The sequence below is a fragment of the Bacteroidia bacterium genome (assembly GCA_041391665.1).
Taxonomy (GTDB): domain Bacteria; phylum Bacteroidota; class Bacteroidia; order J057; family J057; genus JAGQVA01.
Genome location: JAWKNO010000003.1, coordinates 33,731 through 54,919, shown reverse-complemented (window position 1 = coordinate 54,919; position 21,189 = coordinate 33,731). Strand labels below are relative to the sequence as shown.

The following is a 21,189-nucleotide window of genomic DNA, read 5'->3' as shown; positions in this document are numbered from 1 at the left end:
CGTTTATGCTTCGGCTCCGCCGTTTTCTGCAACGGGTATTTCTATGAAGAAGGTCGTACCTTCATCCGGGATACTTTCAAAATAAATCTGGCCACCGGTATTTTCCACGATTCTTTTCACAATCGCAAGTCCCAGTCCCATGCCAGAGGTTTTGGTGGAAAAACTGGGTTCGAAGACCTTTTTCTGGATGTCGACAGGAATACCTTTTCCATTGTCTTTGATTTCGATTCGTGTATATCCCTCCAAAATACGCATGCTGACATGAATAATGCCATTATTTCCTTCCAAAGCCTGAAGGCCATTTTTGATAATATTATTAAAACAACGGGAGAGCTGGTCGCGGTCTGCATAAGCCCAGAAAGGCTCGGTTGGTACATCAATCAGCCATATAGCTTCTTCTGACTGGGTGTACAAGTCCACGACTTCCAGTAGCGTTTCGTTAATCTGTACACGGGATTTCACGGGTTCCGGCATTTTCGCAAATTCGGAGAATGAGTTGGCAATGCGCACCATGGAATCAATCTGGACGAGAAGTGTTTTCATTACCTTAGGAAACATCGACTCCAGCCTGTCGGTTTTTTCATCCCACGAACGAACCAAATGCTGAATACTCAGTCGCATAGGCGTAAGCGGGTTTTTGATCTCATGGGCAACCTGTCTGGCCATTTGGCGCCAGGCCATTTCCCGCTGGTTCTGGCTGATTTTTTCTTCACTTTCAGCCAATTGATTTACCAGTTGGTTATATGCATTGACGATCGCGCCAATTTCATCTTTTGCATGGTAAGAAATTTTCTCATTGACGTTGCCCAGCGAAAGCGTTGACAATCGCTGTTGAATCATAGACAACGGTCGTGTAATGGTACCAGATACCAATACTGCCGTAACATTAATCATAAGAAATACCAGCAGATAGATGTTGGCCAGATATGCGAGGAAATCGGTCACTTGCTCGTCCAACTGGTCCTGCTTAGACATATAGGGGACATTGACATAACCAATGGGAAGGTCATTGACACCTATAATGGGTTTATAACCAGAGAAAAATGCGAGGTTTCCAACATTTTCCCTGATAACCAGATCTGATAACCCGCCCCGGCGGAGAGAGTCGAAGGCGACCTCATTCATCAGGTCAGAACTTATACCTGCTTCAAATATCAATGGCTGAGTAGATGCAATTCGTTTTCCAAACTCATCAAATACGCTGATATCATTGCGCACAATCGGCTCGATTTTCTGGATATTATCCTGAAACTCTCTTAATAAGGTGATTCTGCTGAATGGATCATTGTGGAGATTTAGATAATCCTGCTCAATCAGTTGGGTGATCCTGGCAGTTTCTTCCCTGAGATCTTTTTTGGCGTCTTCATTGTATCTGCTTCTGATAAAGTACGAAAGCAGGATTACGATGAGCAACAGGGGGAAGATACTAATGGCAAACAGGCCAAAGCGGATTTTGGCTCTTAATGGAATATTATAAGCAAACTGGCCGCTTCTGAGTGAACGAAGTGCAAGCACAGGAAGGCCTATAATGATCACTGCGCCCACGATATAGAAGTAGAAAATAAAGGAGAAGGTAGTCAGAATATCAATGAAACTTTGTTGCGTATATCTGACTATGACAATCTTATTGGAGCCAATGGGTTTTACCAGTTCTTTTTGCCCTTCTCTGACACGGGTAAACCGGGAGGTGATGTTTTTGTAGTCTTCCAGAAAAATCGGGAAAGGCGTCTGGCTACTTTCATTATAGAGAGAACCATCCCGATAAACTGCGTGATCAAAGGAATTGATCAACTTGCGATCTTCATACACCGCCTGGTCCAGCGAGAGAGAAGGGTAGAGACCTTCAGTACCACGGCTATCCGGTGCGAGTTCCATTAAAAAACGTATTACCCCTGTGGTATCCAGATCGAGGTCAAACCAACCTACATACAAATCCAGGTATTTGTTTTCAGCATTGGGGAGCTGGTAGAGATTTTCTGAAATAAGCTCACCCCGAAGTTCAATGGGAATATCGGCGTCGGGGCCAAATGAAGGTGCAATTAAGTTTTTATCCTTATCTAATCGCTTGTTTTGCTCATCATAGAGGTAAAGACGCACTTCAAACTCCTTAAAATTGGGCGAAAGAAAGGTCTCTTTTACCCAGTTTTTAAACTCATCGGTATTGTTTAATTCTTTCTTTTTCCTCGCAATCTCTTCAATACGTCCTGTAATATTACCGGTAGCCTTGATAAAAGTAAAAACAGTATTTGCTACCTGGCTTCCCAATACCCCGTCAGCGATCCGGTCTGCTTTCTGCTCATTGTTAAAATTGACTCCAATCACCATGTTATAGGTGACGACGATAGAGAATATCGTGGTCAGGATCAGATAGTTGACCAGATCCTGATGCAGAATAGGCCGGAAGGGAACCCGGTAAACAGTTACCCCTAATCCCAAAATAGCCATTGTAAAAATGACCGACAGTATAGGTGCCGTACCGTGCAAAGCCAGGTTTATCAGCAATGCTGACAATACATGAAACCCAATGAACAGGGGCGTCGCGCCAAATCTGCGCGCAAATAATACATTGAGTTTGAGCAGTGTAAATATCAGGAGGCTAATCGATAGAAAAAGGATACCTACATCCAAAAGGATGAGGAAGGAATACATATCTGCTTTGAAAAAGTTGGAAAACTCGATATCGACCTGGGAGTTCATCGTGATCTCCCGAAAGATTTGTACATAAAACATCATCAGCAGGCTGCTGATGAGGATGGTCGCAAACATAGCCGGCCACGCATAGATATTTTTGCTGATGATCTTCCTGAAAAGCAGATTCTCTATCCTGAAAATATGCATATAGGCAATCCACACCAATACGGCAAGAGTGAGGATATTTATCGTCATTTCCCCAAGGGAAGGTGCAAGTGCGTGGAATGCCAGTACATCAGGGGAAAACAGCCCGATATCTATATAGTTGCCCGGCAGGTCTATCCAGTAAAGGATTAACCTGACCAGAATTACGCCTACAAATAGGGAGCCATTGATAAAATATCGGTAATGCCAGCGGTCAAGTGAATAAACGCGTAAAAATATTCCCAGGAATAACCCACCCAGGATCAGGAAAACGATGACCATATAGCGAACAGGTGCGCGGAAAGGGATAACCGGCACGTTGCCATAAGACAGGATTGTATTGCCTACATCGTCTGTGAGCCGAATATTTTGAGAACCGGGAAAAGTAGTTTCTCCAATCGCAACCTGCATGGCATTGAGGTATTCCCGTTTTTTATCACCCGAAAGGGTTTTTTCCCATCTGCCCAAAAATATATAAGGAATCAGGAAATCATTTTGAACCTGATAGCTGATATTCAGCGGAATAAGTACGATGGCAGTACTATCGCCCAACTGAGTACGAATCTGATAATAAGCCCGGTTTTCCATGCGTACGATCACAGAATCAGGAAGGCTTTTCAGTAAGTTGATAGATTTTTGTGTGGCGAGGTAGGGTTGGTTTGTCCAGCTTCGTAGTCTTCCTGTTTTGATATCATAAATCATTTCACAGGCATGACAATTTTCCGGAGGGGAAACCATATCTCCGGAAATATCTTTTGAGTAAGCAGAAATACACGTGCGAAAATCAGCATTGAGCTTCTCTTCAACTCTGATAAGAATTTCCTCATCAGTTAATTCCATATCATACAGATACAAAACTGAACTGATCATCAATAAGAGCAAGCCGGCTACTAGCCACGGAAGACCTTTTTTAAAGGGTGATTCGTACATCCCCCCTAATATACTAGGTTATCGGAAATTTTTTACGAAAATTCAAAAACTTGTGAGCCGGATGACCTTAATTTTCAGAAAATTTGTGGCTTCCGATGTCACTGCGGGACCGCATAGCCGTAGCGCTATACATTTGGGTTTCCAAAAGATCTTCAAAATCGTCCCGGACAAAAACCGGCACCCGCATAGAGTAGCGTTCAAACTGAAGACCCTGCCGACGTACAATCAGCGTAAATATTACGTTGGGATAATCTGAGACGAGATAATAGTCTGCTACCTCATTCCATTCCACTACATTGCGAAAATCAGGTATGCGAAGAATGCGGTCATTGACCACGATACCTCGCTCCGTAACAACTCTTACGAGCAACATCCGGATCGCGACGTAGGTGAATACCATGGCAATCAGAAGCAATACACAGATGAATCCGATATTTAAAAATTTCTCCTTATCCAGCTTTTGCAACTCGTTGGAGTTGAGAAAATCTCCGTAAACAAAAAAGCCCGAAATGCCGACGATGAACAAAATCAACGCAGCAACGGAAAATATGATTGTGACAATCACCATTTCCGGTTTTTTCCAGACCATCAGCGTTTGGGTTAGTTGCCGCCTGTACCAATAAGCCAGCAGCACAAAACAGGGCGCTATTAGTAAAGATAGCAATAAGCTGAAGTTCAGAAGAAGCTCTACCAGCGTCATGGATTTATTTATAAATAAGGATTATTAAGTTAAGAATAGTAACGAAATTTTCAAAAGATTTGTTTGAGACCTATGCATAATTGCAGAAATAAATCTCAAATACAAATACCATGAAAGATTTTGGTCAATAATATCTGTTCAACAACAAGTAATGGCGTATATACTGATCAGTTCCTTCTTCCAGGCTGGTAAAATCCCACGGGCAAATATTTGCCTCAAATCGCTGCATATCAGCCTCTGTGAAGTATTGATAGCTGTTTCTGATGTCAATAGGGGTATCAATATAGCGAATTTTTTCTTCCAGTCCCATGCTTGTAAAAACTTGCCTGCCTAAGTCATTAAAACAACGCGCCCGACCCGTTCCGAGATTATATATGCCGGGTTTTTTGCCGTAAATAGTCAAATGATGGATGATATTTACCACGTCTTTCACGTAAATAAAATCCCGCATTTGTTCTCCATCTCCAAAATCCGGGCGGTGTGAACGAAATAAATGTAGCTCTCCGGTGGTTTTTATCTGATGAAAAGCGTGGAAAATCACACTTGCCATCCTTCCTTTGTGGTATTCGTTTGGACCATAGACATTAAAAAACTTTAAACCGGTCCAAAAGGGCGGTGTTTTTTCCTGCTGGTAAACCCATTGGTCAAATGTGTGTTTGCTCCACCCATAGGGATTGAGTGGTTGCAGAAGACCTGTTTTTCCCGGCTCGTCGGAAAATCCTGCTGATCCATCACCATAAGTAGCTGCGCTGGAAGCGTAGATCAGGGGAACTTCCTGTTCACAACAAAACCTCCAGATATCTTTGGAAAAATTGATGTTTAGGATATCAAAGATTGGCTGTTGCATTTCGGCGGTATCTGTTCGGGCACCCAAATGTATGACCAACGATATTTTTTGCCCGTTTTTTTTCAGCCAGGGAAATAGTTCTGTTCTTTCGACCCGTGTCTGATAAGACTTTGTTTCGAAGTTGGCTTGTTTGTCTTTTCGGCTGAAGTCATCCGAAAGAATCAGGTTACTGGCTCCGGATTCGTTAAACCTGGCAACCATACAGCTTCCGATAAAGCCTGCTGCGCCGGTAATTAGTATCATGAGGTTTGTGAAGGGTTTGAGGGTGAATAATATGCTAATAAAACCTGCTTTTCTTTTTCCCAGTTGAGTTCTCTGGCAGCCTTCCGGCAGTTTTCTTTCAGGCTTTCATAGTAAGCGGTATTTTCTGTGATGCTGCGGATGCGTTTGGCGAGGTTTTCGGGCGTACGTGCACTGACGGGCAGAATTTCTCCGGTATGGTTGGATTCCACCAACTGCCGCATGACGGGAAGATCAGACACCAGTACAGGGACATTTGCCTGGATATAATCGTAAATCTTATTGGGCGATGCATAGCGATAATTGGCGCCCAGATCTTCTTCAAGACTTAATCCCAGGCAAGCCTGGGTAGTGAGTACATACAATGACTCAAAGGGGATAAATCCCCGGAAATCAACATTGTTGATTTTTTTATCTGCTATCCGCTGTTTTAACTGCGCTTCGATATCTCCCCGCCCTATAATCTGAAGTGTATATTCGGGTAAATATTGCATCGCGTCGATCATCAGCTCGATTCCCCGACCCAGATTTAATGCGCCCTGGTAGAGCAGGGTATTTGAATGCTCCGGCTGAGAAATGGGCTCCCTGCTGAAGGGCAGATTTCTAACCACGCCTACGTTTATACCGTATTTCCGGCTGTATATTTCCGCAATCATTGCGTTTACTGTATAGACTTTTTTCAACCGGGGAAAAATCCAGCCTTCAAGCAGCAGCCATATTTTTCGGGTGAATGGTCTTTCTACCAACTCTGGTACTTCGGTAAAATATTCATGGCTGTCGTAGATCAGTTCTGCTCCGGTGATTGCAGCAGCCAGAAATGAAGCGCCCAATGTATCAAGGTCATTGGCATTGAAAATCGCTGCCTTTTGCCAAAGTAAATACCAGAAAAGCCGCAGGTTATATTCCAGATAAAACCATTTTCCCTTCCGAAACCACAACTTCATCCGATGGGTCTGATAGGGTCGATGCGCAAGCGTCTGTGAGTCTGGCAACAACCGCCCCACCACCTGTACGTCAAAGCCATTTTCCGCCAGGGTGGTAGCAATCCGGTGAATGCGCTGATCTCCGGAAAGGTCATTGATGACTGCGATGATAATTTTTTTTCCCATAAGCCTCGACAAAGATACCGGATTTCTTTATTGTCTTTGCTGGAAATCGGTTTTTTGCCGTTCTTCAACGCTATGAAAGGATTTGTCATTACAACCTGCTTCCTGCTTTATGCAGGTATTTTCTGGGCGCAGAATACCGATATTGTTCTGAATCACGAACTCTACCACTACACTGACCGGCTGGATATCAAAGGGCTGACGGGAACATTTATTTCGACAGATGTAAAACCCTATAGCAGGGAGATGCTGGCTGAGGTTTTTGCGCGCACCGATCAAAGTAGCATGGGCGCTGTCGAGTCGGGCTGGCATGCGCGTATGCGAATGCTTGCCGATGATACTTTCGCTGTACGTGAGCAATTTCGCGGCGTATGGGGAAAATTCTACACCAATCAACGCGACCTTTTCCATGTGGCTCAGCCAGGATTTCGCTTGTTTCTCAATCCTGTCATTCATTTTGCCGGTGGAATCGACCACAACGATTACCCCACTGCCACCGCAACCAATCTGCCCGTTTATGTCAATTCCAGAGGGTTGGTGGTCAGGGGTTCTTTTCGTGAAAAAGTAGGATTTTATACAGAAGTGTACGACAACGTAACCCGGCTGCCTCAGTTTGTTTTTAATTCCTGGCAGAATACACAAACCCTTCACGGAGAGTCATTTGTCAAGCGATTTGGACAGGCAAACGGGGTGGATTATTTCAGTTCAAGGGCATATGTTACCTATAGTCCATGGAAACAGATGCGGATTAAATTTGGGAAAGACAGGGCCTTTTGGGGAAATGGATATCAGAGTCTTTTGTTATCAGACCACGCAGCAGATTATCTGCTGTTAAATATCAATACCCGGATCTGGAAGCTGGTATATACCAATCACTTCACCCAGATGATCCATTTTATCCGAAACCGCAATGACAATGACGGGGTGCTTCCCCGCAAGTATGGGGTATTTCACCAGCTGACCTATTATCCTACCACTGACCTCTCATTCAGTATTTTTGAATCGGTCATTTACAGTCCGGTAGTAGCCAATGGCCGCAGAGGGTTTGAGCTTCAGTATCTGAATCCGATCATTTTTTACCGGGCAGCGGAGCAATACATTGGCAGTCCTGACAATTCGCTGCTGGGGCTTCAGTTTAAGTACAATTTTTTGCATCATGTTCAATTGTATGGGCAGATTTTGCTTGATGATTACAATTATGGTGTGCGGGATCAGGGGAAAGGATATTGGGGAAACAAACTTGGCTATCAGGGTGGGCTAAAGTATGTGGATGCTTTTGGGATTTCCACGCTGGACTTACAGGCTGAGTACAATCGGGTGAGACCCTATACTTACCAGCATTTCAGCGTGATTTCCAGTTACAGCAATTACGGGCAATACCTGGGGCATGCGGCAGGTGCAAACCTTGATAACTACTTTTTTGCACTCCGGTATCATCCGTTTCCGGCATGGAATGTTTTTTTGACCTATACCCGCTTGCAGAAAGGATTGGATACGGGGGGAATTAATTACGGGGGAGATATTAATTTTCCTGATACCAACAGACCCGGTGATTTTGATAATGTGGTAGGCCAGGGAGATCCGTGGAAAGTAACCCAGATTTATGGAAGGCTGAGCTGGCAGCTTAGAAATACCGATATTTTTTTCGAAGCAGAGGGCCGCTACCGTAAGGAAAATGAGAATACATCCACGAGTATTCTGGGTGGCCTTCGGGTGAATATTCTTCCAAGAGAGGTGAAATTCTGACCTATTGGCTTGCTTTTTTCAGCAGTTTGCGATAGCTCTCTGCTTCTTCAAGGCCCAAAATCTGGGTTGACGTGGCGAGCTGACGCAGCCATTCGGTATTATCCGGTTGAGCTTCATGCAGCACTTTGAGGCAGGGAACCGCTTTTTCCAGATTCGCATGAAATGCTGGCGGAAGTGCTTCCCGGGTAGATTTATTTTGTGTTTCCAGTGCAATGGCCTGGTTGATATAGTAGGAGGCTACATGTAGATTTGCTTCAAAATGCACAGGTTTTTGAGAAATGATTTCCTCAAAAAGTTTTAGGGCGGAGGCGTGATTACCTGAATTTTCAAGATGTTTGGCGAGCGCGAGTTTTGCGCTGATATCATAAGGATTTTCATGAATAATTTCCCTGAATCGATTTTCTGGTCCGGGGGGAAGGTTTTCATGCAGGTTGTAAAGGACGATTTCTGCTTCATGGAAAGCGTATCTGCCTGGGAAAAGTGCCATCCCTTCCAGAAGAAAGGCTCTGGCTTCTTCGGGCATATTGCGTTGGCTATAGGCACCGGCGAGCATCAGTAAGGTAGTTTCTAACGTCCGCTGGTTTTCGTCATTTTTGAGTATTCTGTAAAGTTCCAGAGACTTTTGCCAGCTCTTAATAGCCGCAAGTGTATCGCCAACCTGCCAGTGGGCATATCCCTGGTTGAGGGCCGATTCAAAAAAACGAGGGTTGATCTGTCGTGCTTTGGAAAAAAACACGACCGCCCGGTTAAAATCCTGTTGGTTGTAGGCATCTACCCCGGTATTGTAAATGGCGGGCCACAACACTTCCAGCGCTACGTCGGCAATTCGTTGGTATCCGGAACCGGGTGAATCGGTATTTTTGGAAGCCATCAGGTGATTGTAGGCACGGAGCAAGGCTTCAGGGTAAATAGCAGCCTTAACCGGATCCTTTGAGATCTGATAATAGGCTTGTGCGAGGTAAAAATGTGCTTCAGGAAGATTGATTTTTGAAACAGGGCCTTCATCCTCAATGAGTTTTGCCAGTATGCGAATGGAAGTCTCATAGTCTTCCTGTTGAAAGGCTTTGATACCTGAAACCAGCGTGGGCGCTTCTGGCTGAGCAACAAGGGTTGCCCACATACAAAGACCCAAAACTATGGCCGAAATACTTTTCTTAATCATACTCTCAGAGTTCTGAAAAATGCCTGAACAAATAGCACAATTATCTTCAGAGCGCGTAACGCAAATGCGTGGAATTATTACATAAAAAAATACCCCTCAGGATTAATTCGTGAGGGGTATGCTATAATCAGATAAAAAATTCAGGATTAGTTGCCTTCCGCTTTGCGTGAAAGGTCCCCCAGTTTTTTACCGTATTCCATCATATCTTCATCTTTTCCAAGAATAGGCGCAATTGTTACCAACTGGCTCAGCCACTCGCGCTCTTCGGGCTGTTGTTTGTGCAGCCACTGCATGTAGGGATATGCTTTTTCAAGCAAAGAGATGATTTGTTTGTTCATTTCATCAATTTTATCTTCATCATCCAGTTTCATTTTGGCTTCGCTGATCGCAGCAGCCTGGTTGATGTAATAAGCCCCCAGTCCATAGTTGGCAGATATATCCTGATTATTGGCTTTATAGACCTCTTCGTAGAGTTTGAAGGCCTGATCTGACTTGCCGGATTGTTCAAGCAGACCCGCAAAAGCGAGTTTAATGTTTGCGTCGTCGGGATTGTCTTTGATCGCGGATTCAAATTTGGTGACTGCTTCTGCAAAAAGCTCGGGGTGTTTTTGATAGATAATCAGCTCCATCCGCTTGATATCTTTATCTTTCGGCAACACTTCGGCACCTTCGTTGAGCATGTCAAGGCCTTTACGGGCATCTTTTTTTGCTTCATAAATCAGGGCAAGTTGCTGGTAGAGGAAGCTCATTTGCTCAGTATCTCTCTGATATTCATCTGTTTGTTTGAGCGCTTCGACACCCTCTGTAGCAGTGATATACTTGTCTTTATAGATTTTAACTGCTTTTTCGAGGTAGGTAGCACAGTTGGCTGTATCCAGCAATACCAGATAACATGTGCCGACCATGCGGTTGGTCAGGAAGTTGTTTGGGGAGATCTGGTCGGCAGCAAGGAAGTACTTCAGGGCTCTTTTGTCAGCACCTTCAGTTTCTTCATTAAAGACGGTTGCACCGGCATTAAAAAGTGCACCCCAGAGATTTCCTTCCACATTATCAAGTACAGCCTGCTTTTGGTAGCTGGCACCATCGGGATGATTGAGTGCGGCGGTAAAGTTGTCAGCAGCTTTAAAAAGCGCATCGGGATAGGTAGCCATCAGGGTTGAGTCGAGACCGGCGCGATAGTATGCCTGGCTGAGATAGTAATGCGCTTTGGCAATATCTTTGCCATTTTTGATCAGTTCAGGTTTGGCAAGTGCCTCTTCAAATTTGATAATTGCTTCCCCCGGTTTGCCACTTTGAAGGGCAAGAACACCGGTAGTAATTTTGGATTTCTGTGCAAAAACAGAAACCAACATTGCAATTGTAAATACAAATACAACAGAAAGTCGTTTCATAATTTTTGATACTTAGTTCGTAAGATGATTGCTAGTTAAGACTTTAGTTTAAGTTTTCGGTCTGATCGGTATCAATCTGGTCAACCTGGTCAGACTGGGTATCCTCCTCTTCTGTTTCAACTACTTTTGCTACAGAAGCAATTTCGTCTCCACCTTTCAGCCGGATAAGGATTACTCCCTGAGTATTTCGGCCCATTGTGCTGATACTCATGATTTTCATCCTGATTGTTATGCCCGCTTTAGTGATAATCATTACATCCTCATCTTCCGTATCTTCTACCTGGATGATGGATATAAGTTTTCCTGTTTTGGGTGATACATTGATCGTTTTTACTCCTTTACCTCCGCGATTGGTAAGTCTGTATTCAGAAATGGGTGTTTTCTTACCGTATCCTTTTTCAGAAATAGCCAGAAGGTTTTTTTCTTCATCGGGAACTACGACCATACCTACTACTTCATCATCTTCTCCCTGAAGAGAGATGCCTCGGACACCCGCGGCACCCCGGCCCATTTCTCTTACATGGCTTTCGTGGAAGCGAACGGCATAGCCTGATTTTCCGGCTATAACCACCTGACTATTGCCATTGGTGATTTTGGCTTCCAGCAGTTCATCCCCTTCGTTGATGGTAATAGCGATAATACCATTTTGCCGGGGGCGGCTATAGGCCCGCATGGAGGTCTTTTTTACCTGGCCTTTTTTGGTGGCCATAATGATAAAATGACTGTCAAGGAACGTTTCGTCATCCAGACTTTCTACAGTCAGGTAGGCCTTTACTTTGTCATCAGCATCGATACTGATCACATTCTGAATGGCCCTTCCTTTATGAGATCGCTCTCCTTGAGGAATTTCATAAACTTTCAGCCAAAAACATTTGCCTTTCTCTGTGAAGAAAAGCATATAGTTGTGGGTGAGGGCGGAAAACAGGTGTTCTACAAAGTCTGTTTCCTTTTTTCCGGTTCCTTTAAAACCAGTACCTCCTCTTGCCTGCGCCTGATATTCTGTGGCAGGCGTACGTTTGATATACCCCTGATTGGTGATAGTAATGATCATATCCTCATTTGCGAGGATATCTTCTATGCGTATTTCACCGTCGGCGAAAGTGATTTCTGTTCTGCGACCATCATTAAATTTATCTCTGACTTCTGCCAGTTCATCTTTAATGATCCCCATTCTCAACTCTTCATTGTCCAGTACCGATTCGAGATAGGCGATGCGTTCCATGAGTTCGCGGTACTGCTCCTGAATTTTTTCTCTTTCCAGACCAGTAAGTCGCTGAAGACGCATATCGAGGATGGCTTTCGCCTGAATTTCAGAGAGATTGAATTTCTCCATCAGGCCATCGCGGGCGATATCAGCTGTACGAGACGCACGGATGAGGGCGATGACTTCATCCAGATGATCGAGGGCAATAAGCAGACCTTCGAGGATATGCGCACGTTTTTTGGCTTCATCGAGCTCGTATCGGGTACGGCGGATTACCACTTCATGGCGGTGATCCACGTAGTGGCGGATCATATCCTTGAGATTCAGCGTTTGTGGCCGGCCTTTTACGAGGGCGACATTATTGATGCTGAAGGAAGATTGAAGGGGGGTAAACTGAAACAGTTTGTTCAGCACTACGCGTGCATTTGCATCGCGTTTGACATCGACTACGATGCGGAGTCCGTCTCTGTCAGATTCATCTCTGACATCAGAGATTCCATCGAGTTTTTTGTCTGCAATCAGGTGGGCAATTTTTTCAATGGTGCTTGCCTTATTGACCTGATAGGGGATTTCAGAGATAACAATTCTCTCTTTCTCGTCTTTAAGGACTTTTATTTCTGCTTTGGCGCGCATGACTACCCTGCCTTTGCCGGTTTCATACGCAGAGCGGATGCCTTCCACCCCATAGATAAGTCCGCCGGTAGGGAAGTCAGGGCCTTTCACATGCTCCATCAGCCCCAGAATATCAATATCATTATTGTCGATATAGGCAATGGTCGCATTGACGACTTCCGTAAGGTTGTGCGGCGGCATATTGGTTGCCATACCCACAGCGATACCACTGGCTCCATTTACAAGGAGATTAGGGATTTTGGCGGGCAGCACGGTGGGTTCCGTAAGGGAATCGTCAAAGTTGGGTCTGAAGTCAACGGTATCTTTCTCCAGATCTGCAAGCATTTCTTCTGCAATACGGCGGAGGCGTGCTTCCGTGTAACGCATAGCGGCGGGGTTGTCGCCATCTATCGAGCCAAAGTTGCCTTGCCCATCTACAAGGGGATAGCGAAGAGACCAGTCCTGCGCCATTCGCACCATCGTATCATATACGGCAGTATCACCATGTGGGTGAAATTTACCCAATACTTCCCCGACAATCCTTGCTGATTTTTTGTACGGGCGGTTGCTTGCCAGCCCCAGCTCAGTCATACCATAAAGCACCCTGCGGTGAACAGGCTTAAGACCATCGCGTACATCCGGCAAGGCTCTGGAGACGATTACCGACATTGAATAATCAATGTAGGCATTCTTCATTTCCTCTTCGATAATGCGGTTTATGATCCGTTGACCTTCCCCGAATAGACCGTCTTCAATAGGTTCTTCTTCCATACAATTTTTTTATTCTGAGAGTGAGTACAGACGCTCACTTTTCAGCCTGCAAATTAGGTAAATCTTCGATTGAATAAAAGCCGCCCGGGCGGTTGTTTTTTTGAATGACTGCGAAAAGTCCCAAAAAGCAGTGTGTCGAATATATATACGATCTGTAAGTGATCTACGTGTAAATTTTGGAATGCATCCGTGAGGGGTAAATGGTAAAAGTTCCATAATGGTCTCCATTCATTACTCCAATACCTTTGCGATTATATCTATCCCAGTCATCAGAAAAGGCCTTTTTAAAGGAGGCCCCCACTAAAACTATTGGTTAACGCAGGTATTATTACACAATCACAGCCTTGATTTTCCTGGCGTTGTGATGTAATTTTCTTTGCTTACCTCGCAAGTATTGTCGGTCGGGTTATGTAAAAAAGCCCCTTGTATTGCTTTTTAAAGCATATGGCGGTCATCTATATTTGTACAAACACATTTAGATAATCCTTTTGAATAATATGCGTAAAGCAGAATTGACTCCCACCCAGCTACGTGATTTAAATATATTCAATCTTATCCTGGAAAGTAATGGCTGGGCAGACTATGACGATACAGAGCGGAGGTTTGATGCCAACCAGATGACCAATCCTGAAGGGTACAGAATCGTGCATCATCAAAATACCACATTGGAGGCCCGGTTTCATTCTCCGGTCAATATGATCAGTCTTCGTATTTCAGATGTTTTTCTTGAAGACGAAGTTCAGTTTCATTTTTTGTTTGACGAAAAGCCGGAAAGAATTCTCGAGTGGATGGTGCAGGTAAATAATGATTTGTCCCTCGACACGTATCCGGAGTTGCTGAAGAGAGCAGACGGGAAATGCGAGATGATCCTGTTAGAAGTTTCTGATACCGAAATCTACGAAGTAAAACCTCCGGCAAGTGCTTAGGCGGGCTGCGTAAACTTCAGGTTCAGATAATTGATGGACATTCCCATATTCATGAACATCGTCTCATAAGCGGTCTGGATTTTTGCGTCATCCTGAATATCTTCTGCCTCGTGGAGGTTGAAGGATAATTGCAGGAGTTGTATGTTTTTGCGTCTGACGAATGTTTCGAGGGAGAAATGAAACAGGTTCAGGTTGTCTGTTTTAAGATGCAGAATCCCTTCGGGTTGAAGAATTTTTTCATACAGATCCAGGAAAGGCGAATTCACCATGCGGTGTTTCGCCTGCTTTTTTTTGGGGTATGGGTCGGGGAAGGTAATCCACAGTTCGGCCGCTTCATTTTCGGCGACATAATCCCCAATTTGGATAAGATGCGCACAAAGGAACGCCAGATTCTGAATACCGGCAGCCTCCGCTTCTTTAGCGGGTTTCCACAGGCGGTCTGCTTTCAGGTCGATACCTACAAAATTTCGCCCGGGATACCTTTGCGCCATTTCATAGATAAATGCTGCTTTCCCGCATCCGAGTTCAAAAGTTACGGGATGGTCATTTCCAAAAATTTCCTGCCATTTGCCTTTAGTTTTACTATTCTTATCAAAGCAATTGTGGAAGTCTTTGAATTGATTTTTTTTCAGATCTTTTGTCCTGGCCATACCTGAGTAGTTTTGGCGGGTAATTTACGGCAACTATACAAAATAAAAACCTCCTGCCGGAAAGCAGGAGGCAAAATTATATAAATCTTTCTGGTTATTGAGGTCTTTCTACAATGACAATCACTGACTGTTCATCCAGATCAGTGGTTACACGTACAAAATAAAGCCCCTGATCCATATTGCCGACTCCTACACGTATATCACTTTCGCCTTCAGGATAAGTAGCTTCAGATCCAAAGCGCATATAACCGAGCGCATCTCTGATTTCCACTTTTACTTCAGATTCAATATACAAGTGAACCGGAATACTGACCACACGTTCGCCAAAAGCCCCGTCAGATGAACCCGAGACCTGGACAACAATCACAGGCAACTCTTCGGATGGGACACGATCAACGGCAGTAGAACCGCCATCAGCATGTAAGAAGATCGGTGCTAAGAGTAAGAATCCCAGAACCAACGGGAAACATCTCAGTGACATAATGATAATGGATTAAACTGGAACTTCTACAAATCTAGTATTTTTTGCCTCATTAACCAAACTAAATCGTTAAAGGCAGGTGATTTTTTTTGCTTTCTTATTAAAACTGCCTGCATCGGTAAGATTGGCGCACAGAGAATATTTATTATGAAAAAATGATAGAACTTCCGGCATTTTAACGGTTTGCTGTTTGTATTTTGTTTCCATGAGATGCAATTTTGCACCAAATTGTAAATCAAAAAAACATGCCATACTTATTCACCTCAGAGTCTGTTTCCGAAGGCCATCCTGATAAAGTTGCTGACCAGATTTCAGATGCTGTATTGGATGCCATGCTCACCCAGGATCCAGATTCCCGTGTAGCTTGCGAAACTCTTGTAACCACAGGTTTGGTAGTCCTTGCCGGAGAAATAACTACCAATGCATATGTTGATCTTCAGGAAGTGGTAAGGAATACGATTACCCGTATTGGCTATACATCCGACGAATATAAGTTTAGTTCTGGCTCATGTGCAGTCATGTCTTCGCTTCACGAACAATCTGCGGATATCGCCAGAGGGGTGGATAGCGACGATGAAAAACACAAAGAACAGGGCGCTGGAGACCAGGGGATGATGTTTGGGTATGCCAACAACGAAACGCCGGAGTATATGCCAATGGCCCTTGCATTTTCTCACCGTATTGTCAAGGTCCTGGCGGATATCCGTAAAAATGAGTCTCACCTTCTGCCTTACCTCCGGCCTGATTCAAAATCTCAGGTTACGATTGAGTATGACGACAATGGGGTTCCTGCCAGAGTTCACACAATTGTAGTTTCTACTCAACATGATGATTTTGTTAAACCCGATGATGCTTCTCCCGAAGCGCAACTCCGGGCTGATTCGCAGATGCTGGCCAAAATCAGGGAAGATATTATCACACATGTAATTCCCCGTGCCGTTCCTTCTCATCTGCTGAAAGATACCATCTACCATATTAACCCAACAGGGAAATTTGTAATCGGTGGACCTCACGGAGATGCAGGACTTACCGGCAGAAAAATTATTGTGGATACCTACGGTGGTAAAGGCGCCCATGGTGGCGGTGCCTTCTCCGGAAAAGACTCCTCTAAGGTCGACCGCAGTGCAGCTTATGCGGCAAGACACCTGGCCAAAAACCTCGTAGCCGCAGGGGTAGCTGATGAAGTACTCGTTCAACTTGCTTACGCCATTGGCGTGGCTGAGCCGGTTTCTATCAACATCAATACCTACGGCACTTCCAAATTGAATATTTCGGATGCCGAAATTGCCACGAAAATTGCCAGCGCCATCTCCTTTACTCCCCGCGCAATCGTCAACCGCCTGGGGCTCAAAAACCCTGTTTTCTCTCTTACCGCTGCTTATGGCCATATGGGGAGAGATACCTTTGAAGCTGATGTGGATACCAACTATGTGAAGATTTCCAGAAATGGGGTATCTGAAAATACGCTCCGTGAAAAGGCCAAAAAGAAGGTGACCTTTTTCGCGTGGGAAAAACTTGACCTGGTTGACCAGATCAAAGTAATATTTGGATTGTAATGAAAAAAAATCTGCTGCCTTTTACTCTCCTGGTCCTCGTGCTGTGGGGAATCTCTTCCTGTAGCAATGAAACAGGTGAGAAAAAAAATCAGGACCTCTACCTTCCCGATAGCATTAATACGGAAGGTATGTCCCAGGCAGAAATAGAATGTTTCTCCAACCCCGATTTTATTTGTGAATCGGGGTTGGCATTTGTTCGCCTGGGTGATTATGTCGCAGATGTTAAGCTCTCTTCACTGTCTGACGACGATATTCAGGACTCTGTGCAAAATGGCAATGGCTTTGAATGGCTGGTGAGAACGCTCCATCTTGAAGACGGCAAAATTATCGTTGAAGGTGAATTTATTGATCAACGCTATAGCAACGATTCGCTGCTTGCTGTCAGTAAGGTGAATCGTATCAGAGTGGAATCTCAAAAGTACCGTACTCCTGAAGAAATTCACGTCGGTACGTCGCTGAGTGATTTTCTTGAAAAATTTGAGGCTGCTTCTGTTCAGGTTTTTCCCCTGACTGAATTTGAATCTATCAATATTCAAGTTGGATCCCAGAAATATATTTACCTGGTAAAAGACGCCGGAAACCGTATGTCCACCGCCGCAGGAAACGAATTCTCTATAGATGATATTCCGGCAGAAAGTCGGATATCTGCAATTGTCGTTATGTAACCTTTCCTGTCTAAGGCTCTACCCACAGTACATTTCCACTTCGGTTGATATAGGCATAATGTTCGTCGTAGTCATTATGTACAGGCCCCAGTTTTACTCTGGCAATTCCATTTTTAAAATAGCCTACCCAACGAAACTCAAATCCGGTAATCATTGAGCCATCAGGTGCCATATACCCCCACAATCCTCCCATTTTGATCGCACCTATATCCTCACTGAATCCTTTGGCATCTTCGTAGATAGGGTTAAATACAAATTCTCCCCTTCGGTTTACAAACCCCCACTTTCCCCCGATATTGTTGTCCACTCTGACCTGATCTGCAAAGGCGACCTGCTCACCCACTTTGCTTCCGACCAGAGCCGGACATAATCCGCTGCCATATCTTCCTACCATATCAAACTGAGGCGTAAAAAGAAACCTTCCGTCCTCATCTACCAAACCATACTTATATTGGGAGGAAAAACGAATTTCTCCCGTCTTAAATGAGTCCTGCACAATCGCTACTCCTTCAAAAAAATTGCTTTCAATTTTATATTGCGGGAGTTTACGGTTTCCATTTCGATCAATGACAACCCAGCGTGATTCGCGGTCCATGGTGAGAATATGGCCATTGAGAAAGTTGACAGGATAAATATAAGCAGGCGCAATAGCAAAAGAGTCACGCGCTGTTTTGTAAGTATGGTCAATATATCCCCATTTCCCATCTACATATACGGCAGCAAGTCCTTCCACAAATCGTCGCGCACTTTTTATGCGGGGATCATTAATCACTACATTTTCGGCGGAGTCGATATATATCCACCCATTGTCAGAATAGACAGCGGCTTTTCCTTCCGAAAATATATACCCCTCGTGCAGTACTTTGGCCAGGTCATTGAGGTCATATGGTTTGCCGGAGGTCGGAGGGGAGAAATAGCTGGGGTTAATGACATACCGGCCTGAGCGATCAATAAAACCCCATTTCCCATCGACAGGAACATCATAATTGGTTTGAGTCCCGCCTACATTTACCGCGGCAAGGCCTTCGCTAAACCTGAATGCATAGGCAAACTGTGGCGCAATCACTACCTCTCCTACGTTATTGATAAACCCGTAGAGTCCATTTTCCCGAATGGGCCACAAATTATCGCCAGGGTCAGTAAATGTGCCGCATCCGGCAGATAAACTCCAGGCAAGCAGCGAAAAAATCCATATGTTTCGTTGAAATTTTAGAACCATAAGCCGGGTTTCTCAAAAAATTTACCCGAAAACCGATCCGGGTGGCACAATTTACATTTTTTCAGGATTGGATTATATAACAGGGAGAACAATTTCAAATTCGGTCATGGTATGATTGTCTGAATGGTAAAATATTCCGGCACCCATTTTCTCTGCAGCAAGTCGTGTTGCATATAAACCCAATCCGAGTCCTGTAGAGGCATTGGTACCTCTGAAAAACATCTCAAAAATGCGGGAAGCTAAGTCCGGACGTATTCCAATACCATTGTCAAATATATGTACACTGACTCCATTTTCCGTTTCGTTACCCGTTATTTTCAATAAGGGCTTGATTTTTTCTTCTTTCGTGCGAAACACGATGGCATTTTCAAGCAGATTTCTCAGAATAATCTCCAACAACCTGCGATCATTTTCAATATATTCCGGAAGTCCCGGCATTATTTGCAATTCCACTTCAGATGCGCCTTCGATCTCTGACAAAGAATCCCATACTTCGAGAATTACCTTTTCCAGTTCTATTTTTTGTCGCAGCGGGTTGATATGTTTGATTTTGTTTACTTCCAGAAACCTGTGCAACATAAAGTCCATGCTGATGGCTTCTTTGTTGATCAATTCAATATAGGCATCAGCCTCCTTTTTGTCGGAGGCACTCATCGCAATCTGGCATAAACCCAGCAGGCGGGCAACGGGTCCCCGGATATCGTGGGCTGTGCGGTAGGCAAAGGTATCGAGTTCTTCATTTAACAAAACCACTTCTCCATATGCGTTGCGAAGCTCATGGGTTCTTTCTGTAACTTTTTCTTCGAGCGCTTCACTTACCTTCTTCTTGTTTTGATACTGCCGGAAAAAGACAGCCACCAGGAAAGCCAGAAAAATTCCTGTCAGAATAGCAAATTGTGCCTGCGTTCGGGTGTTTTTCAATTCGGCAGCACTTAGCTCCAACCGAGCCTCATTAAAAGCAAGTTCCCGCTCCATTCGTTCACTTTCATAGAAAGTTCTGACTTTCAACAGGGTCTGATTTTTGTTTTCCTGATCAATTTTATTTTGCAACATTTCCGACTTGTTGCGGTAGTGCATCAATTGTTCGTACTGATCTGTACGAAGGAAAATGGTCATGTATTTTTGATAATTTTTCAGAAGCTGAGAGTTGAATTCCAGCTTTTCAGAGAGCAATGTACTGCTGTCCAGATACATGAGTGCTAAGCCAAACTGGTTGAGCTGAGCGTAAGCACTTGACAGGCCATTATAACTGTCGGCCATTCCATATTCATCTTTTACACTTTTTGCCAGCGCAAGTGCCTCATGATGAAGAATAAAACACTTATTGGATTGATCCAGGTGGCGGTATGTCTCAGCGGTGCGGTTGAGGATGCCTGTCTTATAGCTTGAATTCTGGATATGATCAATCTGGTTGAGCGATTCTTTCAGATAAGAGAGCGCCTCGGAAAATTGTTCTTTCTCAAGATACCCTTCTCCGATAAAAAACATGATCAATGCCCGGATAGAGTCCATTTCCGCAGCCGTAGCGAGTTGAAGCGCAGTAATACTATATTGAATGGTTTGTTCGGGTTCATCCGTCAGTTTGTAGAGTTGTGCCAGGGCGAGATTCACCTGTACAAGATTGAGGGTATCTTTTAAGATGCGATAGTATTGCAGGGATTCGAAGTAGTAGGGCGCAGCCCTGTCAGTAAGCTCAAAATGCGCATAAAGACGGGCAATAGCGAAACTGGCTTTGGCCAGGCATGCGGTATCGTTGAGTGTAAGGCAAAGACTTTTCGCCATTTGAAATGGCTGAATGGCTTTTCTGTTATCGGAAATGAGGGTAGGGTAGGATTCCCACAATTCTCCTTCCTGGAGATATGCTCTTGCAAGTCGGTAGGTATCGTTTTTATTTTCAGCCATTTTTCTGGCCTCAATCACATACCCCAGTGCAAGATCAAAGGAATCTGCTGCATAATAGGCAGAAAGCTGTAAGAGGATGTGCTGTTTATCCATCCCTTCTGCATTATGCAGCGCACGTAGGAGGCTATCCGCTGGTGGGGTAGCCAGTGAAAAATAATAAAGACAACTGATGGTGATTCCGACAAAAAATTTTTTCATGCGATGTTCGGAATTTACTTTCGGACACGCTCTTTCTATCTGAAATTA

16 protein-coding genes are annotated in these 21,189 nt (G+C 44.3%); 4 read left to right on the top strand and 12 right to left on the bottom strand.

The window, feature by feature from the left end; genetic code table 11:
• Nucleotides 1-3: 3 nt before the first annotated feature.
• From R3D00_23030 to R3D00_23015, 4 genes are all read right to left on the bottom strand, one after another.
• Nucleotides 4-3,675: an ATP-binding protein gene (locus R3D00_23030; GenBank protein ID MEZ4776069.1), complete on the bottom strand. Its 3,672-nt coding sequence runs from the start codon at nucleotides 3,673-3,675 to the stop codon at nucleotides 4-6.
• 157 nt (nucleotides 3,676-3,832) lie between these two features.
• Nucleotides 3,833-4,465 carry a hypothetical protein gene (locus R3D00_23025; protein ID MEZ4776068.1) on the bottom strand — a complete coding sequence of 211 codons (633 nt, stop codon included), beginning with the start codon at nucleotides 4,463-4,465 and terminating at the stop codon, nucleotides 3,833-3,835.
• Nucleotides 4,466-4,589: 124 nt separating this feature from the next.
• Nucleotides 4,590-5,555: an ADP-glyceromanno-heptose 6-epimerase gene (gene rfaD / locus R3D00_23020; GenBank protein ID MEZ4776067.1), complete on the bottom strand. Its 966-nt coding sequence runs from the start codon at nucleotides 5,553-5,555 to the stop codon at nucleotides 4,590-4,592.
• Nucleotides 5,552-6,661, bottom strand: a complete 1,110-nt coding sequence (locus R3D00_23015) for a glycosyltransferase (protein MEZ4776066.1) — start codon at nucleotides 6,659-6,661, stop codon at nucleotides 5,552-5,554. The genes rfaD and R3D00_23015 overlap by 4 nt, the downstream gene beginning before the upstream one ends.
• Nucleotides 6,662-6,733: 72 nt before the next feature.
• Between R3D00_23015 and R3D00_23010 the strand changes: the two genes are divergently transcribed.
• Nucleotides 6,734-8,404 (top strand): hypothetical protein, encoded by a 1,671-nt coding sequence (locus R3D00_23010; protein ID MEZ4776065.1) that lies wholly within the window; start codon nucleotides 6,734-6,736, stop codon nucleotides 8,402-8,404.
• A gap of 1 nt (nucleotide 8,405) precedes the next feature.
• Here the strand turns inward: R3D00_23010 and R3D00_23005 are convergent, their stop codons facing one another.
• The 3 genes from R3D00_23005 to gyrA all read right to left on the bottom strand — a co-directional run bounded on the left by R3D00_23005 (nucleotide 8,406) and on the right by gyrA (nucleotide 13,544).
• A complete protein-coding gene (locus R3D00_23005) occupies nucleotides 8,406-9,566 on the bottom strand; it encodes a hypothetical protein (GenBank protein ID MEZ4776064.1) in 1,161 nt (386 codons plus the stop codon).
• A gap of 146 nt (nucleotides 9,567-9,712) precedes the next feature.
• A complete protein-coding gene (locus R3D00_23000) occupies nucleotides 9,713-10,957 on the bottom strand; it encodes a hypothetical protein (GenBank protein ID MEZ4776063.1) in 1,245 nt (414 codons plus the stop codon).
• 43 nt (nucleotides 10,958-11,000) lie between these two features.
• A complete protein-coding gene (gene gyrA / locus R3D00_22995; protein ID MEZ4776062.1) occupies nucleotides 11,001-13,544 on the bottom strand; it encodes a DNA gyrase subunit A in 2,544 nt (847 codons plus the stop codon).
• 497 nt (nucleotides 13,545-14,041) lie between these two features.
• Between gyrA and R3D00_22990 the strand changes: the two genes are divergently transcribed.
• Nucleotides 14,042-14,470: a hypothetical protein gene (locus tag R3D00_22990; GenBank protein ID MEZ4776061.1), complete on the top strand. Its 429-nt coding sequence runs from the start codon at nucleotides 14,042-14,044 to the stop codon at nucleotides 14,468-14,470.
• Here the strand turns inward: R3D00_22990 and trmB are convergent.
• The 3 genes from trmB to R3D00_22975 all read right to left on the bottom strand — a co-directional run bounded on the left by trmB (nucleotide 14,467) and on the right by R3D00_22975 (nucleotide 15,808).
• The gene (gene trmB / locus R3D00_22985; GenBank protein MEZ4776060.1) at nucleotides 14,467-15,120 is read right to left on the bottom strand and encodes a tRNA (guanosine(46)-N7)-methyltransferase TrmB; all 654 of its coding nucleotides are present in this window, start codon (nucleotides 15,118-15,120) and stop codon (nucleotides 14,467-14,469) included. The genes R3D00_22990 and trmB overlap by 4 nt on opposite strands.
• Before the next feature lie 94 nt (nucleotides 15,121-15,214).
• The gene (locus tag R3D00_22980) at nucleotides 15,215-15,601 is read right to left on the bottom strand and encodes a hypothetical protein (GenBank protein ID MEZ4776059.1); all 387 of its coding nucleotides are present in this window, start codon (nucleotides 15,599-15,601) and stop codon (nucleotides 15,215-15,217) included.
• A 69-nt stretch (nucleotides 15,602-15,670) separates the two neighbouring features.
• Nucleotides 15,671-15,808: a hypothetical protein gene (locus tag R3D00_22975; protein ID MEZ4776058.1), complete on the bottom strand. Its 138-nt coding sequence runs from the start codon at nucleotides 15,806-15,808 to the stop codon at nucleotides 15,671-15,673.
• 38 nt (nucleotides 15,809-15,846) lie between these two features.
• Here R3D00_22975 and metK point away from each other — a divergent pair, with 38 nt between their 5' ends.
• Both metK and R3D00_22965 read left to right on the top strand, forming a co-directional pair.
• The gene (gene metK / locus R3D00_22970; protein MEZ4776057.1) at nucleotides 15,847-17,157 is read left to right on the top strand and encodes a methionine adenosyltransferase; all 1,311 of its coding nucleotides are present in this window, start codon (nucleotides 15,847-15,849) and stop codon (nucleotides 17,155-17,157) included.
• Entirely contained in the window at nucleotides 17,157-17,822 is a 666-nt protein-coding gene (locus tag R3D00_22965) for a hypothetical protein (GenBank protein MEZ4776056.1), read from the top strand. Before metK ends, R3D00_22965 begins: the two co-directional genes overlap by 1 nt.
• Nucleotides 17,823-17,832: 10 nt before the next feature.
• Here the strand turns inward: R3D00_22965 and R3D00_22960 are convergent, their stop codons facing one another.
• Nucleotides 17,833-19,041 carry a WG repeat-containing protein gene (locus R3D00_22960; GenBank protein MEZ4776055.1) on the bottom strand — a complete coding sequence of 403 codons (1,209 nt, stop codon included), beginning with the start codon at nucleotides 19,039-19,041 and terminating at the stop codon, nucleotides 17,833-17,835.
• Nucleotides 19,042-19,113: 72 nt separating this feature from the next.
• Nucleotides 19,114-21,141 carry a HAMP domain-containing sensor histidine kinase gene (locus R3D00_22955; GenBank protein MEZ4776054.1) on the bottom strand — a complete coding sequence of 676 codons (2,028 nt, stop codon included), beginning with the start codon at nucleotides 21,139-21,141 and terminating at the stop codon, nucleotides 19,114-19,116.
• Between the last annotated feature and the right edge of the window lie 48 nt (nucleotides 21,142-21,189).